Origin of the sequence: Citrobacter braakii (assembly GCF_002075345.1) — a bacterium.
In the GTDB taxonomy this organism is placed as follows: domain Bacteria; phylum Pseudomonadota; class Gammaproteobacteria; order Enterobacterales; family Enterobacteriaceae; genus Citrobacter; species Citrobacter braakii.
In genome coordinates, this window is the sequence record NZ_NAEW01000001.1 from 581,352 (window position 1) to 597,202 (window position 15,851).

At 52.5% G+C, this 15,851-nt stretch carries 14 protein-coding genes and 2 tRNA genes; 9 read left to right on the forward strand and 7 right to left on the reverse strand.

The window, feature by feature from the left end; translation table 11 throughout:
• Positions 1 to 25: 25 nt before the first annotated feature.
• Positions 26 to 166, reverse strand: a complete 141-nt coding sequence (locus BZK42_RS28170; protein WP_016152930.1) for a hypothetical protein — start codon at positions 164 to 166, stop codon at positions 26 to 28.
• Positions 167 to 497: 331 nt separating this feature from the next.
• Between BZK42_RS28170 and BZK42_RS03050 the strand changes: the two genes are divergently transcribed.
• Complete coding sequence (locus tag BZK42_RS03050) at positions 498 to 1,979, forward strand: APC family permease (RefSeq protein WP_016152931.1); 1,482 nt, start codon at positions 498 to 500, stop codon at positions 1,977 to 1,979.
• 21 nt (positions 1,980 to 2,000) lie between these two features.
• Here the strand turns inward: BZK42_RS03050 and BZK42_RS03055 are convergent, their stop codons facing one another.
• The gene (locus BZK42_RS03055; RefSeq protein ID WP_080858728.1) at positions 2,001 to 2,699 is read right to left on the reverse strand and encodes a cache domain-containing protein; all 699 of its coding nucleotides are present in this window, start codon (positions 2,697 to 2,699) and stop codon (positions 2,001 to 2,003) included.
• 24 nt (positions 2,700 to 2,723) lie between these two features.
• Complete coding sequence (locus tag BZK42_RS03060) at positions 2,724 to 3,449, reverse strand: FadR/GntR family transcriptional regulator (RefSeq protein WP_016152933.1); 726 nt, start codon at positions 3,447 to 3,449, stop codon at positions 2,724 to 2,726.
• Between the two features lie 314 nt (positions 3,450 to 3,763).
• Between BZK42_RS03060 and BZK42_RS03065 the strand changes: the two genes are divergently transcribed.
• The 4 genes from BZK42_RS03065 to BZK42_RS03080 all read left to right on the forward strand — a co-directional run bounded on the left by BZK42_RS03065 (position 3,764) and on the right by BZK42_RS03080 (position 8,869).
• Positions 3,764 to 5,191 (forward strand): aminobutyraldehyde dehydrogenase, encoded by a 1,428-nt coding sequence (locus tag BZK42_RS03065; RefSeq protein WP_080858729.1) that lies wholly within the window; start codon positions 3,764 to 3,766, stop codon positions 5,189 to 5,191.
• 11 nt (positions 5,192 to 5,202) lie between these two features.
• Complete coding sequence (locus BZK42_RS03070) at positions 5,203 to 5,676, forward strand: ester cyclase (protein ID WP_080858730.1); 474 nt, start codon at positions 5,203 to 5,205, stop codon at positions 5,674 to 5,676.
• Positions 5,677 to 5,764: 88 nt separating this feature from the next.
• Complete coding sequence (locus tag BZK42_RS03075; RefSeq protein WP_016156387.1) at positions 5,765 to 7,657, forward strand: flavin monoamine oxidase family protein; 1,893 nt, start codon at positions 5,765 to 5,767, stop codon at positions 7,655 to 7,657.
• Positions 7,658 to 7,660: 3 nt separating this feature from the next.
• Positions 7,661 to 8,869 (forward strand): c-type cytochrome, encoded by a 1,209-nt coding sequence (locus BZK42_RS03080; protein WP_080858731.1) that lies wholly within the window; start codon positions 7,661 to 7,663, stop codon positions 8,867 to 8,869.
• 47 nt (positions 8,870 to 8,916) lie between these two features.
• On the opposite strand, the gene pdxR is transcribed toward BZK42_RS03080, so the two are convergent.
• Entirely contained in the window at positions 8,917 to 10,392 is a 1,476-nt protein-coding gene (pdxR, locus tag BZK42_RS03085; RefSeq protein ID WP_080858732.1) for a MocR-like pyridoxine biosynthesis transcription factor PdxR, read from the reverse strand.
• 106 nt (positions 10,393 to 10,498) lie between these two features.
• Here pdxR and puuE point away from each other — a divergent pair, with 106 nt between their 5' ends.
• The 4 genes from puuE to BZK42_RS03105 all read left to right on the forward strand — a co-directional run bounded on the left by puuE (position 10,499) and on the right by BZK42_RS03105 (position 14,732).
• On the forward strand, positions 10,499 to 11,761 hold the full coding sequence (puuE, locus tag BZK42_RS03090) for a 4-aminobutyrate transaminase (protein ID WP_016152939.1): 1,263 nt from the start codon (positions 10,499 to 10,501) through the stop codon (positions 11,759 to 11,761).
• Positions 11,762 to 11,936: 175 nt separating this feature from the next.
• Positions 11,937 to 12,992 carry an ABC transporter substrate-binding protein gene (locus tag BZK42_RS03095; protein ID WP_080858733.1) on the forward strand — a complete coding sequence of 352 codons (1,056 nt, stop codon included), beginning with the start codon at positions 11,937 to 11,939 and terminating at the stop codon, positions 12,990 to 12,992.
• Positions 12,979 to 13,983 carry a FecCD family ABC transporter permease gene (locus BZK42_RS03100; protein ID WP_080858734.1) on the forward strand — a complete coding sequence of 335 codons (1,005 nt, stop codon included), beginning with the start codon at positions 12,979 to 12,981 and terminating at the stop codon, positions 13,981 to 13,983. The genes BZK42_RS03095 and BZK42_RS03100 overlap by 14 nt, the downstream gene beginning before the upstream one ends.
• Positions 13,980 to 14,732 (forward strand): ABC transporter ATP-binding protein, encoded by a 753-nt coding sequence (locus BZK42_RS03105; RefSeq protein ID WP_080858735.1) that lies wholly within the window; start codon positions 13,980 to 13,982, stop codon positions 14,730 to 14,732. The genes BZK42_RS03100 and BZK42_RS03105 overlap by 4 nt, the downstream gene beginning before the upstream one ends.
• Here the strand turns inward: BZK42_RS03105 and BZK42_RS03110 are convergent.
• From BZK42_RS03110 to BZK42_RS03120, 3 genes are all read right to left on the reverse strand, one after another.
• The gene (locus tag BZK42_RS03110; RefSeq protein ID WP_080858736.1) at positions 14,719 to 15,441 is read right to left on the reverse strand and encodes a substrate-binding domain-containing protein; all 723 of its coding nucleotides are present in this window, start codon (positions 15,439 to 15,441) and stop codon (positions 14,719 to 14,721) included. The genes BZK42_RS03105 and BZK42_RS03110 overlap by 14 nt on opposite strands.
• Positions 15,442 to 15,641: 200 nt before the next feature.
• Positions 15,642 to 15,718, reverse strand: a tRNA-Val gene (locus BZK42_RS03115).
• A 4-nt stretch (positions 15,719 to 15,722) separates the two neighbouring features.
• A tRNA-Val gene (locus BZK42_RS03120) sits at positions 15,723 to 15,799 on the reverse strand.
• Positions 15,800 to 15,851: the final 52 nt, after the last annotated feature.

Genomic DNA, 15,851 nt, shown 5'->3' on the forward strand with positions numbered 1-15,851 from the left:
AACCGGCATTGCGCCGGTTTGGAAATCAGATTTTACAGGCGTCGCCGCAGTCATTATCAGCAATAATGTCCTGCGCTTTCTTGTCAGCATCTTCCAGACGTTCAGCATTACGCTCTTGCGCTTCTTCCAGTCCATCAAAGACCAGATTATCGAGATCAATTTCCATCATTCACCTGCTCAGGTTCAGCGTTTAACATCACATTATTATATTGCAAAAATGTTGCTTAACAGCAGCGATTCTTGCTACTTAGCGTCGAACTCAATTCGAGGTGCCTGTTTACCCGCCAGTTGGTCAACAATTCGCAATTGCTAAAGAACCGTGAAGCGTAAATACCGAAAAATGCTTGTGCCCTCGACTGTTCTACTTTCACTTTTTCATTAACGTGATGTGCGATCATTTTTAACAAATTAGCGACAAAATCACTATACATATAACTTAATATCTTTTATACATTAATTGTTCAACCCTGCGACTATTCCACAAAAGAGAAAGCTATATGGAACAGACACCTGATAAGAAAAACGATAATTTTCAAAAAGATGGCAAAGAACAGTTCAATCGCTCGATCGGTCTTATTTCAAATTTTGCGTTGGGTTTTACCTACCTTTCGCCGCTTACCGCCGTCTATTCGCTGTTTGCACTGGCCGTAACGCTGGCGGGGCCGCCCGCAGTCTGGTGGATTTTAATCGTCGCATGTGGACAACTTTTGGTGGCGTTGGTGTTTGGTGAGGTCGCTTCCCAGTATCCGATAACCGGCGGGCTTTATCCGTGGGCCAGAAGGTTATGGGGCAAGAAATATGCGTGGATCGCTGCCTGGATTTACCTGTGGGCACTGGTGGTCACCATTACGTCAATCGCGGAATATACTTCAACATTTGTTGAGTCGCTCTTTCACTATGGTCAGACGCCAGCCACTATGTTGGCGACTTCCGTCCTGCTGCTGCTTTTGATGATGGCTGTTAATATGTCCGGGACTAAAAATCTGGCTCGGGTCGCAAAAATTGGCTTCTGGTGTGAAATCGTTAGCGTGATTGCGCTGGGAATTTATCTGCTAATATTCCACCGTTCGCAGCCATTCTCCGTAATTTTTGATTCGATGGGCGTGCTGGCGCATGACGGCAGCTATTCCACCGCATTTATGTCTGCCGCGCTGATGGGGCTGTTTATGTTCTTTGGCTTTGAGGCCTGCGGTAACGTTGCGGAAGAGGTACAGAATCCAAGTAAAAAGATCCCGGTTGCGATGATTTTAAGCATCGTATTTGGTGCGATTTCGGCGATTATTTCCGTCATGGGATACCTCCTGGCTTCACCAAATCTGGTCAGTATCGTGAATGGCAAAACGTCTGACCCGATTCCGGCCATCCTTAATGAAGCTCTTGGTGAAACTGGCGCAACTATCTTTATCATCGTCGCGATTGTGGCGATGCTGTCGTGCATTTTGTCTCTGCAGGCTGCGTTAAGCCGCCTTATCTTTTCTTTCTCCCGCGACAGAATGCTGCCGGGAAGTGAGTGGATGTCAAAGATCTCTAAAAATGGTGTTCCGGATAATGCGATGGTTGTTAGCTGTCTGCTGCCAGTCATCATCTGCGTTTGGGTCTATTTCCAGCCAGACAATCTGTCGCGTATTACCGCGTTTGCCGTCATCGGTATTTATATCTCGTTCCAGATGGTTGTGCTTGCCGCACTGCGCCAGCGCCTGAAAGGCTGGAAACCGGCCGGGGAGTGGACCATTGGCGGTTGGGGCGTGATTGTGAACGTGCTGGCGCTAGCCTATGGATTGTGTGGGATCTGGTTGTTGGCGCAACCGGCAGACAGTAGCGATTTCATCGACCGTTGGACGGTACTGTTCGGCCTGGCGATTGTCGTTGGCTCCGGGCTTATCTATATGTTCCTGACCCGACCGTTTGGTCGCTCTGCGGCACCGGAAAACGACGCCATTGCCTACGCTAACAAGCTGAATATGGGGCAGGATAACTAAACACTAAGGGCCTTCGGGCCCTTAGTTTTGATAGTGATAAAGGATAAAGTAGTCGCTCTGATAAACAACGGTACTGTTTGCGGGAGAGAGTAATTCACCCACGCGAAAACGTGGCCAACTGGAAAAGATAATTCTGTTTTCCAGATTGGTCAGAATGACATAGTCAGGATGAGCGTAGGAAAGCAGTTCGGCCTCAATCTGACTGACCAGCAGATCGACGGCGGCAACGCCAAGAAACTGATCGTTGTAGTAGATCGGCACTGCCGAGGTCAGGGTGTAGGAAATATTGCAGATATAGTCGACGTAGGGACCGTGGATATAGGCTTTTCCTGCCGGAGGTGAGTGCTTAAACCACTCGAAGGTTCTGAAATCCAGACGTTGCTGGGTGGCCTGATCTAAATCGAGGTGCGCCTGACTCAAACCATTATCTTTCTTATACCACCATTCCAGCAGCCAATACTCTTTTGTGGTGGCAGTGCTCTCAATATGGCTGGCGAACCCGGCCCCTGAACAGTAATGATTGTTACTGAGGGTGCGCTTGATGTGTTGCTGAACGGTAGATCTCACCGATGGATCGAGGACAACTTCTGCTGAGGCCTTTTGCACCCCGGAAATCGCCTCATGGATGCTCCTCGCCAGCGCAACGGTAGAATCTACGGTAGAGGCGGTAATATCATCAATCTTACGAATTAATGCGCTTAAGGATGTCGAAGAGCTCATTGTCTGTCCTGCCTTCACTGATTGTCAGTTCGAGTTATATTTCAGCTTTTTTTCAATAAGGTAATAGGTAAACGAGTCGATGATCCGTGTGGCAAGCTGCACGGATTCTGCCTCGTTGTGAGCAGCCAGCGCATCGGCCAGTGCCGAGTAAAGCGCAATAATTTCGGCATGAATGTTGTCTGCGCGATAAAGTATCGCCACCAGCGATGCCCATTCAGCCTGGACCTGCAGCTCCTGATTGGCCAGTCGCGCCGAATGTGAACTGGCAGCTATCGCCAGTAGACAGCGCATATCGGCCTGGGTCATAAGCTCTGGTGAGTTTGCCTTGCTGAGCACCTCAACAAACTCGCGAAATTTGGCGATATCCGCGCCGGTCATCCGTCTGGAAGCCAGCCTTGCGCTATGGCTGATAATGGCGCAATGCATTTCGCCCAGGTCAGAAAGATAATCCGTACTGATCGCTTTGAACGGATGCAGGGCGCTGTTTTTGCCATCAATATTTTCGCAAACGAAGCTCCCGCCATTACGACCACGAACCGTATGGATAAGATTATTAGCCCGAAGCGTGTTTAGCGCTTCTCTGATAGTGATATGTGAGACACCCATCATCTTTGCCAAATCAGTTTCGTTGGGGAGCTGTTCTTTTGGCTCCAGCAACCCCGTGATAATGGCGTTTGACAGGCGCTGCACTATCTGGTCTGAACGACTGACCTGCCCGATAGGCGCAAATATGACCGCGTGAGTAATCATAATCTTTTCTGCACTCAATTCCCTGAAACAACGACCATTTTTAACACATGCCCGTCGGGCAAGGAAGGTAAGAATGGCCGAGTTATTTTACATGCCTATGCGCAACGTCACTGCACAAGCGGATGTGTGTCCCGATAACCTCATGATGAGCTGAGCAAACGCGTTGGCTCACGATGAAAAGCCTTATCTCGAAAATGTAAAAATTAAGTTAAAAATGCGAGGCTTATCATAGTGTCAATGTTGCGCATTTGAAAATCTTTTACAATATATATATTACATAAGATTCTTTATGTATTAACGGACAGGAGACAGACATGAAAACCCTGAAGCATTTTATCAATGGGCAATATGTAGCAGGTCGTAGCGAAGATACCTTCGAACTGGTGAGTCCGGTCGACGGCGAAACGTACGCATTATCACCCAACGCCAATGCGGAAGAGGTGGAGCAGGCCTACTCGGCGGCGGAGGCGGCGTTTATCATCTGGCGAAAATCGACGCCGGCACAGCGGCAAAAGGCGTTATTGCAACTGGCAGATGAGATTGAACGAAACGTTGAGCGGCTGGTGAACGCGCAGAGTCAGGAGACCGGTCAGCTTCGCCATTTTATTGAGAAGGAAGAGATCGCGGCATCCTGCGATGCCATCCGCTTTTTTGCCGGTGCGGCGCGCTGTCTCGAAGGGAAAGCGGCAGGGGAATATTCCGCCGGGTTTACCTCGACTATCCGCCGTGAACCGCTGGGTATCGTTGGACAAGTCACGCCATGGAACTACCCGTTCATGATGGCGGTATGGAAGATTGCGCCAGCGCTGGCAGCAGGCAATACGGTCGTATTAAAACCCAGCGACACCACGCCGGTCAGCACGCTGCTGTTGGCTGAACTGGCCGCGCCGTTGTTCCCAAGAGGGGCGTTTAACGTCGTATTAGGTAAAGCCAGCACCGGTTCGCTGGTGGTTTCAAACCCGAAGGCCTCACTGGTTTCGATTACCGGTTCGGTCCGAGCGGGCCTACAGGTTGCGGCTTCGGCAGCGGCGAACCTGACCAAGGCGCATCTGGAATTGGGCGGGAAAGCGCCTGCGGTGGTGTTTGCTGATGCAGATATGGACAAGGCGATCGCGACGATCACCACGGCAGGCTTCTTCAATGCTGGCCAGGATTGCACGGCGGCTACGCGTATTCTGGTCGAACAATCCATCTACGCTGAATTCCTGGAAAAGCTGGTTCAGAAAACGAAGAGTATTAAATTTGGAGCGCCAGCGGATCAGGCTGCGCTATATGGCGCATTGAACAGTAAAAACCAACTGGAGCAGGTGAAAGGCTTTATTGCGCGTTTACCGGCACATGCAAAAATTGAAACAGGTGGGCGTACCGGGCCAGGTCCGGGCTTCTATTTTGAGCCGACGATCGTCTCCGGATTGCATCAAAATGACGAAGCTATTCAGCATGAAGTATTTGGACCGGTAATGACTATTCAGTCGTTTTCGACTGATGAAGAGGGACTACACAAAGCGAATGATGTGGAATATGGTCTGGCCGCCAGCGTCTGGACCAGTAACCATGGTCGCGCACAGCGCTTCAGCATTGACCTCGATTTTGGCACCGTGTGGATTAACAATCACATTCCTCTGTGCGCCGAAATGCCGCACGGCGGGTTCAAAAAATCGGGTTATGGCAAAGATCTCTCATCCTACTCGCTCGAAGAATATACCCGGGTGAAACATATCATGTGTGACATTTCTGAATAGAGAGGATGTCGATGAAAACATTAAACATAGCGGTGCTTTCATTCATGATGTTCTCGGGCTATAGCCTGGCAGAAAGCACATCGCTGAATACCGTTAAAGAGTACATGGCGGCCTGGAATGCACACGATGCTTCGCGAGCCGCGCAATATCTTGCTGATGACGCAGTCTATTATGATGCCGCCGCTGGCGAACCGATAAATGGCAGAGAAAAAGCTGAAAAAGACGTTATCGGTGCCTTTATCAAGGCGGTGCCAGACCTGAGCTGGAAAATGGTCGGCAAACCCGTTTACGACGAAGATACCGTGGCGTTTCGTTGGGAATTTTCTGGCAAAAATAGTGGTGAATGGGCAGGGAGTCCGCCGACAAATAATCCGATAAAATTTGAAGGTGTCAGCTATATTCATGTTAAAGCAGGTAAAATCACCTGGCAGGGTGATTATTATGATTCTAAAAAACTGGATGAAGAGTTAAAGCCAGGGAAATAGTCGGCTGTACCCCTTTATTACTATGAAGGGGGACATCTCTTATTTGTGTCGTATTTAGGGCAGTGTGTAGCAATAAGGAAAAAAGTTAATGGCAATTACCAGACGTGATTTTCTCAACGGCGTCGCGGTGACTATTGCGGCGGGGCTTACCCCGCTGGAATGGGTCAGGGCGGCAGGAAAGGGAAACGCATTTATAGATGGAAATTATTATCCGCCAGGGCTGACGGGGCTGCGGGGTAATCATCCTGGATCGTTTGAAATGGCGCATGCAGTAGGCCGCGAGCATAAACATTTTGATTTAAACGCTCTGCCCGTTGAGGAAGAGTACGATCTGGTGATTGTGGGCGGCGGTATTAGCGGGCTGGCTGCCGGTTGTTTCTGGCGCCAGCTTGCCGGGCAAAATAGCCGGATCCTGATCCTCGATAACCATGACGATTTTGGCGGACACGCCAAACGTAACGAATTTACGAGCTCAGGTAAGAAATTACTCGGCTATGGCGGCAGCGAAGCATTCCAGTCGCCCGCGCACAATTTCAGCCCTGAGGTGCAAAAACTGATGGAAACCGTGGGCGTCAGCGTCACGCGGTTAAAAGAGAGTTTTGACGTAAACTTCTACCCCGACTGGCAGCTCAGTCGCGGTGTTTTCTTCGACAAAAAGAATTTTGGCGAAACAAAAATCGTCAGCGGCGATCCGGGGCGCGCGGTATCTGATGATATCCCGCCGAACAGGCTCAATGGCCGTAAAATTGAAGACTTTATCAATGATTTTCCGCTAAGTGAGCACGACCGAAAGGCGTTGATCGACCTGCACGTCCATCCTGGCGACTATCTTCCGGGCATGACGGTCGATGAGAAAATGGAATGGCTGGATACCCACAGCTACAGTGAATTTTTGGCCACAAAAGTTGGTTTGAGCAAAATGGCGCTGCTCTATTTTCAGCAGCGTTCTAATGACTTCTTTGCCATCGGCATTGAAGGCATTTCCTGTAGCGATGCCAGGGCGTGCGCATTACCCGGCATGGAGGCGCTGGGAATACCGCCGTTGGACGGCGAGTCGCTGGCCGACCTCGAAGAGCCGTATGTTTACCATTTCCCTGACGGTAACGCCGGGCTGGCCCGACTGTTAGTCAGGTATATGCTGCCGGATGCGCTACCGGGTAACACGATGGAAGACTCTGTCCTTGCCAGACTGCATTACGAAAAGCTGGATCTGCCGGAAAACACCACGCGCTTGCGTCTGAATAGCACGGTGATTAATGCGGCCAACACAAAGGATGGCGTGGTGGTGACCTATCTGCGTGACGGCAAAATGCATCGCGTGCGCGGTAAAAACACCATCATGGCGGGCTATAACATGATGATCCCGTATCTGGTGCCTGAGATGCCGGAACAGCAGCAGGCGGATCTCAAACTGAACGTGAAGGCACCGCTGGTGTACACCAACGTGGTGGTCAAAAACTGGCAGGCGTTCAAACAGCTTGGCGTGCATGAATTTTACTCTCCGGCGGCACCTTACAGCCGGATTAAGCTCGACTATCCGGTCAGCATCGGCGGGTATCAACACCCGGCCTCACCGGACGATCCGATGGTCATTCACATGGTCTATGTGCCTACTTATCCGGGCAGTAATTTGTCGGCCAGAGAACAGTTCCGTCTGGGGCGAGCGTATTTACTGGGGACCACATTTGCGACGCATGAGGAGATGATTCGCTCCCAGTTGCAGGAAATGTTTGGCTCAACGGGCTTTGATAATCAACGCGATATCTCCGCCATTACAGTTAACCGCTGGGCGCATGGCTATGCGTATTACGCCAACGCGTTGTTCGATGATATGGATAAAATGCCAGAAATTATCGAGCGGGCGCGTCAGCCAGTTGGTCGCATTGCCATCGCTAATTCCGATTCTGACTGGGGCGCTTATGCCCATACGGCCATCGACCAGGCATGGCGTGCGGTTAATGAACTCAAGGATATGGGGTGATCTATGCGTAACGTAACCGTTCTTGCCGCCTGTTTGTTTACCGCCTCTGTGAGTGCAGCGGAATCTAATGGCGAATATATCGCCCGTATCTCTGACTGTGTGGCCTGTCATACCACCGAAGGGGGGGCGGCGATGGCGGGTGGCAAAAAGTTTCCTACTCCGGTAGGGGATATTTATTCGACCAACATTACCCCAGACAAGACCCAGGGTATTGGTAATTACTCATACGAGGATTTTGACAAGGCCGTACGTCAGGGAATTGCTAAAGATGGTCATCCGCTCTATCCGGCCATGCCTTATCCCTCTTACGCGAAACTTTCTGATGACGATGTACAGGCGTTGTATCGCTATTTTATGCATGATGTCACCCCCTCTGCGCAGCCCAATAAAGAGAATGCCATTCCGTGGCTACTCTCCGCCCGCTGGCCGCTGCATATCTGGAACTGGCTATTTACCGACGCGCCAGCGACGACTGTAGAGCGTGCTAAAACGGATGACAACGCTGCGTTAGTAAAACGGGGCGCTTATCTGGTGGAAGGTCCCGGACACTGCGGTTCTTGCCATACCCCGAGAGGCATGGCGATGAACGAAAAAGCGTATACCAATGCTGATGCCGAGTACCTGAGCGGCGCGATGATCGACGGCTGGTATGCGCCCTCGCTGCGCGGCACGGGAATGTCTGAGCAGGAATTAAAATCGCTGTTGCTGACCGGTAAAAGCAAGCATGCCGCGGTTTCAGGTTCGATGGCAGAAGTCGTCACGCAGAGTACACAGTATCTGACCGATGACGATGCCACGGCGATCGCGCAATATCTGCTGAGCCTGAAAAGCGAGAAGCCTGAAACGGTGCGCGCAGCGGCAACTACGGTGTCCTGGTCGAATTCACCCGAGGCGGGCAAAGTGACCTATAACCGTTACTGCTCCACCTGTCACGGTCTGGAGGGGAAAGGTACGGATGATAACGCACCTTCTTTGATCAACAATCCGCTGGTGATGGTTGATGACCCGACGCCGCTATTCAGAGTGATTGCCCACGGCGCAGAAACACCGACAACGCGTGGCAGCGTCTCCTTTAAGATGCCGGCTTACGGTGGCATGTTAAGCGACAACGAAATGCGCGACGTGATTAATTACGTGCGTAAAAGTTGGGGAGAAGGGAATGGCGAAGTAAGCCAGGAGGACCTGGCAGGAATTAAAAAAGCGTCACATTAAACAGCATGTCGGATGGACAAGGTGCTTGCAGCGCCATCCGGCAGTGCTTAAACGGCGTTTACTCTGATAATACCCACCAGTCGGGTAAACGCCGACGCCATTTCATGCTCTTCAATACTGGCAAATCCCAGCAGCAGGCCGCTGCGTTTCTCTTCATTCACGTAATAGCGAGACAGCGGGCGCACCAGCAACCCTTGCGCATTTGCCTGTTGGGCAATGACAACGTCATCGCTCCCGACGGGCAACTGTAGAATCATATGTAACCCGGCGTTGCTGCTGAAGGAGCCAAGATACTGCTCGCCCAACTGGCGACTGATAAGCTCTACCAACGTCTGGCGGCGACGACTGTACAACTGGCGCATTTTACGAATGTGCGCCGCGTAGTAACCCTCGCGGATAAACTCCGCCAGCGCTGCCTGAATCAGCAAATGTCCACCACGATAGAGGTCGTTATGAACCTTCTTCAGCGGCGCGGCGAGCGGTTTGGGCAGTACCACATAACCGAGCCGCAGTGCGGGGTAGAGTGTTTTACTGAATGTCCCGATATAGATGACCGGCGTCTCTTCTTCCAGTCCCTGCAATGATGGAATTGGCTGGCCGGAAAAGCGAAATTCGCTGTCGTAGTCATCTTCCACTATCCAGCTTCGCGTTTCACGTGCGCGAAAGAGTAGTGCCCGACGGCGGTTGAGGCTCATTACCGAACCGAGCGGATATTGATGTGACGGTGTCACAAAAATCAGCTTTGGCGCGGATTCGCCAGCCTCTGGCGGCACCATACCTTGTTCATCAACCGGGATCGCCGAAAAGTTAACCGCATTGATGCGCAGAATATTTTTGATTCCCCAGTAGCCCGGCTCCTCAATCCAGGCGTTATCCCCCGGGTTGCATAGCGTCCGGGTCACCAGATCCAGCGCCTGGTGAATACCTTCAGTAATCAGAATTTGCGCCGGTGAACACCGTACCCCGCGTGCGGTGCGCAGATAGTCTGCCAGCGCTTCTTTCAGCTCAGTCACGCCGCCTGCGGCATCGTACGTGAGAAACTCCGGGCGCAACCGTCTCGCCAGCCGATCCTGAATTTTTTTGAGTACCCGGTGAGGGAAATGCTCCACATCAGGTACGCCTGGAATAAATGCGCCCCATTGACGAGGGCTGGCGCTGGCATGGCCCAGCAGCTCAAGGCAGCGGGCAGATAAGCGGGTGTGATCCTCCAGTGTGGCGGCAACGGGCTCTTTGTGGGGACGCAGGTCAAGATTGTCCAGCACGCTGTCGGTGACAAATGTGCCGCTGCTGGTGCGCGCGGAAATATAACCTTCGGCCTGCAATTGCTCGTAAACCCGCAGGACGGTATTGCGCGATAGCGTCAGTTCGCCTGCCAGGTCACGCGACGGAGGCATTCGGGTAGCCGGTTTCAGGCTACCTTCGAGGATGCAACTGCAGATGGCGGCATACAGGCGACGATGCAGCTTTTCATCGGTCTGCTGGCTAAATGCCTGCTTGATCACATCTCCGGCAAGTGAACGCATTTGGATCCTTAAAATAAAACGATTTGGCTCTCGATTAAAGTACCAGATGGCGTCTAAATTTAAAGGGTAATTCAACCTAAATGTATTAATGGACAAGGTGTAGAGAATGAACAATAAAAACCTGCAACAACGTCGTCTGGATGCCACCCCGCGTGGCGTGGGTGTAATGTGTGATTTTTATGCCCAGTCAGCAGAAAACAGCACAATTACCGATATCGAAGGCAATCAGTACATTGATTTTGCCGCCGGGATTGCCGTGCTGAACACCGGACACCGTCATCCTCGCCTGGTGCAGGCAGTCGAAGCGCAACTGCAGGCTTTTACCCATACGGCTTATCAGATTGTCCCGTACGAAAGCTATGTGTCTTTGGCGGAGAAAATCAACGCCGTTGCGCCAATCGACGGCAAGCGCAAAACCACATTCTTCACCACCGGGGCTGAAGCGGTCGAAAATGCGGTGAAAATTGCGCGCGCACATACCGGCCGTCCTGGCGTTATTGCTTTTGGCGGCGGTTTTCATGGGCGTACCTACATGACGATGGCGTTAACCGGCAAGGTGGCGCCGTATAAAAAAGGGTTCGGCCCGTTCCCTGGCTCCGTCTACCACGCGCCGTATCCTTGCGAGTTGCAGGGGATTTCTACGGCGGACTCCATCAAAGCGATTGAGCGCCTGTTTAAAGCCGATATCGATCCCACTCAGGTCGCGGCGATTATTTTCGAGCCCGTCCAGGGTGAAGGGGGCTTCGTGGTGGCGCCGCCGGAGTTTGTGGCTGCCATCCGCCGTATTTGCGACGAGCATGGCATCGTGATGATCGCCGATGAGGTGCAAAGCGGGTTTGCCCGTACGGGCCAGTTGTTTGCGATGGACCACTACGCTGACAAAGCTGACCTGATGACTATGGCAAAAAGCCTTGCAGGCGGCATGCCGCTGTCTGGCGTCGTGGGCAAAGCTGAAATTATGGATGCGCCTGCGCCGGGTGGTCTGGGCGGAACCTACGCCGGAAACCCGCTGTCAATTGCGGCAGCTCATGCGGTGCTGGATATTATTCGTGATGAACAGCTGTGCCAGCGTGCGGCAGCTCTTGGCGAACAACTGCGCGCCACTCTGACTGACGCGCAAACCGGGTGTCCTGAACTGGCCGAAGTGCGCGGCTTAGGCTCTATGATCGCCGCTGAATTCTGTGATGCAGCGACGGGAGAACCCAACGCAGCCGCCGCACAACGCGTGCAGAAGAAAGCCCTTGAGCAAGGATTACTGCTGCTGACCTGCGGTCAGTATGGCAACGTTATTCGTTTCCTTTATCCGCTGACGATCCCGCAGGATCAGTTCGCCAAAGCGCTCGATATCATTAAAGCGGCAACCAAATAATCCGTTAGTCATAGTGTTACCCACAGCCGACGGTGGTCATCACCGTCGGCTTTTTTGTCGGCATAAATTGATCTTCCTCGTGTGTCGTGCGGTATTTATCGCGAATGGGTTGCCTGTCATATCGTTATATAATTTAATACACATCGTTTTTACTCCGCTATCCAGATGGTATCCCATGTTAACTTTCCGCTCTTTTGTGCTGGTATGCGCCAGCATGTTGTTTGCGTTTTCTGCCCAGGCCGACCGTACGATCACCGACCAGCTTGGTCGTCAGGTCACGATTCCGGACCACGTCGACAAAGTGGTCGTGCTGCAACACCAGACGCTGAATATTCTGGTCCAGCTTAATGCTCAGCAGGACATTATTGGCGTGATGTCGAGCTGGAAAAAACAGCTCGGGCCTGAGTTTGCGCGCTTTATGCCGGCAATTGCCACATTGCCGACGCCGGGCGATCTCACCAGCGTGAATATCGAAAGCCTACTGGCGATTCATCCACAGGTGGTTTTTGTCGCCAACTATGCGCCTGCGGAGATGATCCAGCAGATTCAGAACGCCGGTATTCCGGTCGTGGCAATCTCATTGCGCAAGGATGCAGCCGGGCAACAGAATAAAATGAACCCGACCATGGCCGATGAAGAGCAGGTCTACAACGAAGGGTTAAAGCAGGGGATTCGCCTGATTGCGGACGTCGTGGGGCGCAAACCGCAAGCTGAGACGTTGATCGACTACGTTTTTGCGGCGCGGGCAAAATTCAATGCGCCGGTCGCAAAAATCCCGGATGCGCAAAAAGTCCGTATTTATATGGCTAACCCCGACCTGATGACTTACGGCTCCGGGAAGTACACGGGACTTATGATGCAGCACGCGGGTGGGCTAAACGTGGCGGCTGCCAGTGTGAAAGGCGCCCGTCAGGTTGCGCTGGAACAGGTATTGGCGTGGAACCCGCAGGTAATTTTTGTTCAGGATCGCTACCCGCAGGTGGTAACGGAGATCCAAAACGATCCTAACTGGCAGGGGATTGATGCGGTGAAAAATCATCGCGTCTGGTTGATGCCTGAGTACGCCAAAGCCTGGGGCTATCCGATGCCTGAAGCGTTGGCGATTGGTGAGCTGTGGATGGCCAAAAAACTGTACCCGGACGCCTATAAAGACGTGGATGTTGATGCGCAGGCGCAAGACTACTATCAGCGTTTTTATCGTGTGAACTGGCAGCCTGATGCAGTTAAGTAAGCGCATTTTACTCCAGCAACCACTCTTAATCGCGACGGTCCTGTTGCTGGGCCTTGGTTCGTTGTGTCTCGGACAATATCCGCTGTCATTAAGCGAAGTCTTTTATCACCTGATGCACTATAGCGACGCTGAAGGGATTGCCGGTCAGGTTATCTGGACGGTCAGGCTACCGCGAATTCTGATGGCGCTGCTGGCGGGTGGTGCGTTGGGGTTATGTGGCGCGACGCTGCAAGGGGTATTTCATAATCCGCTGGTCGACCCGCATATTATTGGCGTGACGTCCGGGGCCGCTTTTGGCGGAACGCTGGCTATTCTGCTCGGCCTGTCGCCGTGGTTGATGATGGGTTCAACGTTTTTCTTCGGTCTGACGGCGCTGATCCTGGTGTATGCCATTGCTGCGCTGCAGGGGCTGGAGAATACGCTGGTGCTGATCCTGTCGGGTATCATTTTGAGTGGTTTTTTTGCCGCGCTGGTGAGCCTGATTCAGTATCAGGCTGATACCGAAGAAACGTTACCCAATATCGTGTTCTGGCTGCTCGGCAGCTTTGCGACGGCTAACTGGCATAAAGTTCTGCTGTTGGCGATTCCAGTTGGTATCGCTGCGACAGTTTTGTACCAGCTACGCTGGCGGATAAACCTGTTATCACTCAATGATAAAGATGCCCGATCGCTAGGCGTCGCGGTGGTTCCTCTGCGACGCAGCGTTTTGCTGTGCTGCGCTTTTTTAGTTGCCGCTCAGGTAGCGGTCAGCGGCAGTATCGCCTGGGTTGGGCTGGTTATTCCGCATCTGGCGCGTTTGCTGGTGGGGGTTGATCATCGTCGTCTACTGCCGTGCGCCTTCTGGATGGGAGGCGGTTTTATGATTGTGGTGGATGATATTGCCCGTACCCTGATGCACGCGGAGATACCGCTTGGGATCATCACCGCATTATTCGGCGCGCCGCTGTTTGCTTTTTTACTCATCCGCTCCAGCCGCCGGGAGACATCATGAAACCTGCCGCATTGCGTGTAAATACGCTTACCTATGGGTATCGCGCGCCGCTATTTGAGCCGCTTACATTCAGTTGTCAGAAAGGTGAGATCTGGGCTGTGCTGGGACGTAACGGCCTGGGTAAAAGTACGCTGCTCGATACGCTAACCGGCACGCTACCAGCTTTGGACGGCAGCATTGAAATTGACGGCGGGATAGGGATTGTGGCGCAGCATTGCCACCTGCCATTTCCTTATACGGTGAGCGACGTGGTGCTGATGGGGCGGGTACAGCACGTGAAGCTTTTTGCGCAACCCAGCCAGCAGGATCAACAAAGAGCGACCCAGGCGCTGGAGCAGTTAAATATTGCCCAGCTTGCTTCCCACTCTTTTAGCTTACTTTCCGGGGGGCAACAGCAACTGGTGATGATAGCCCGGGCGCTGGTGACGGAGTGTCAAACGCTGCTGCTTGATGAACCGTGCTCCGCGCTGGATCTCGCCAATCAGCAGGTGGTGCTTCAGCTCATCAGCGATCTGGCCCATCTACAGGGATGCAGCATTCTTTTTTCGACCCACGATCCGCTGCATGCGTTACAAATAGCCACCCATACTTTGCTGCTGCTCCCCGAAGGAAAATGGCGGGCAGGGCCAACGGACAGCATTGTGACGGAAGAGAATCTGTTCCAGGCCTATGGCTTACCGCTGCGAAAACTCAGTCTGGAGAACCACCCGACGCCGTTTATCGCACCGCTGTTTTCTATTCGTCGTTAAGAGGTAAAAACCCGGCGGCGGTAAGAAACGCCTGACCGCCGTTGGAGAGCATGAATTTAACCAGCGCCATCACCTCGTTGGATGCGTCGAGCACCGCCAGTTGGTATTCGCAGCGAATATTGTGCTCATCAGGGATAGCTACATAATGCACGTCGGGTTGGGCGCGCAGCGTTTTCGCGTAATGCGCGTAGCCGATAAACAGATCGGCCAGTCCCTGGCGAAGGATCCAGGCGCTCGCCAGTTCACCAGACGGGATTTTCACCGTATCACGCCCACCAACCAGCGGGATGGCGCGCGCCCTAAGCTGTTGTCCGAGTCCTGGATCCACTACATCCATATTGTCGAAAAATGCCCAGGTATAGTCTCCGGAAGGGTCGCAGCCGGGCGTGGATGTACCTATTCGTAGCGTTGGGTCGCGGAGCAAATCCAGCCAGGCTCCGTTTCGGTTGCTGACAAGACTCAGTTGATTCCAGCTAAAGGTTTGCGTGAGGACAGCTTTTTGCAAAGCCAGCAGGCGTTGCGGGTGCTCCCGATTGGCTGAGGCAAAGAGCGCACACGGTTCACCGGCTTCAATACGCTCGCGTAATAAACCGGCCGGACCATATTCCACCTTCACGTCTATTCCACTATGGCGCGAGAACTGGCTTATTAAAGGGGCAAATGCCAGGCGTAAACTGCCCGCGGCAAACAGAAGAATGGAAGAGGGCATGGTATCCGATCTCTGGCGAAAAAGGTTTGCGAAGAGGATAAATGATACGCGCTGAGCATAGAGTTTAGAAGGCTTTGGCGCATCGCTTTGTGCCAGCATCATACGGAGTAATGATTAAGCTTAAGGTTACGAACAGGAGGCAATAAAAAGAAATTATGAGGTGTAACGAAGGGAAATAGCACCAAATCATAGAAATAATTTGGTGCGTCCGAGTGGACTCGAACCACCGACCCCCACCATGTCAAGGTGGTGCTCTAACCAACTGAGCTACGGACGCAAGATGGTGCGTTCAATTGGACTCGAACCAACGACCCCCACCATGTCAAGGTGGTGCTCTAACCAACTGAGCTATGAACGCAACGTTGTAGGTGACAACGGGGACGAATATTAGCGGCACAGACCGAATGAGG

Excerpts from the sequence above, each read along its gene's own strand:
- BZK42_RS28170 (WP_016152930.1), bottom strand. The coding sequence starts at position 166 with ATGGAAATTGATCTCGATAATCTGGTCTTTGATGGACTGGAAGAAGCG.
- BZK42_RS03050 (WP_016152931.1), top strand. The coding sequence starts at position 498 with ATGGAACAGACACCTGATAAGAAAAACGATAATTTTCAAAAAGATGGC.
- BZK42_RS03055 (WP_080858728.1), bottom strand. The coding sequence starts at position 2,699 with ATGAGCTCTTCGACATCCTTAAGCGCATTAATTCGTAAGATTGATGAT.
- BZK42_RS03060 (WP_016152933.1), bottom strand. The coding sequence starts at position 3,449 with ATGATTACTCACGCGGTCATATTTGCGCCTATCGGGCAGGTCAGTCGT.
- BZK42_RS03065 (WP_080858729.1), top strand. The coding sequence starts at position 3,764 with ATGAAAACCCTGAAGCATTTTATCAATGGGCAATATGTAGCAGGTCGT.
- BZK42_RS03070 (WP_080858730.1), top strand. The coding sequence starts at position 5,203 with ATGAAAACATTAAACATAGCGGTGCTTTCATTCATGATGTTCTCGGGC.
- BZK42_RS03075 (WP_016156387.1), top strand. The coding sequence starts at position 5,765 with ATGGCAATTACCAGACGTGATTTTCTCAACGGCGTCGCGGTGACTATT.
- BZK42_RS03080 (WP_080858731.1), top strand. The coding sequence starts at position 7,661 with ATGCGTAACGTAACCGTTCTTGCCGCCTGTTTGTTTACCGCCTCTGTG.
- pdxR (WP_080858732.1), bottom strand. The coding sequence starts at position 10,392 with ATGCGTTCACTTGCCGGAGATGTGATCAAGCAGGCATTTAGCCAGCAG.
- puuE (WP_016152939.1), top strand. The coding sequence starts at position 10,499 with ATGAACAATAAAAACCTGCAACAACGTCGTCTGGATGCCACCCCGCGT.
- BZK42_RS03095 (WP_080858733.1), top strand. The coding sequence starts at position 11,937 with ATGTTAACTTTCCGCTCTTTTGTGCTGGTATGCGCCAGCATGTTGTTT.
- BZK42_RS03100 (WP_080858734.1), top strand. The coding sequence starts at position 12,979 with ATGCAGTTAAGTAAGCGCATTTTACTCCAGCAACCACTCTTAATCGCG.
- BZK42_RS03105 (WP_080858735.1), top strand. The coding sequence starts at position 13,980 with ATGAAACCTGCCGCATTGCGTGTAAATACGCTTACCTATGGGTATCGC.
- BZK42_RS03110 (WP_080858736.1), bottom strand. The coding sequence starts at position 15,441 with ATGCCCTCTTCCATTCTTCTGTTTGCCGCGGGCAGTTTACGCCTGGCA.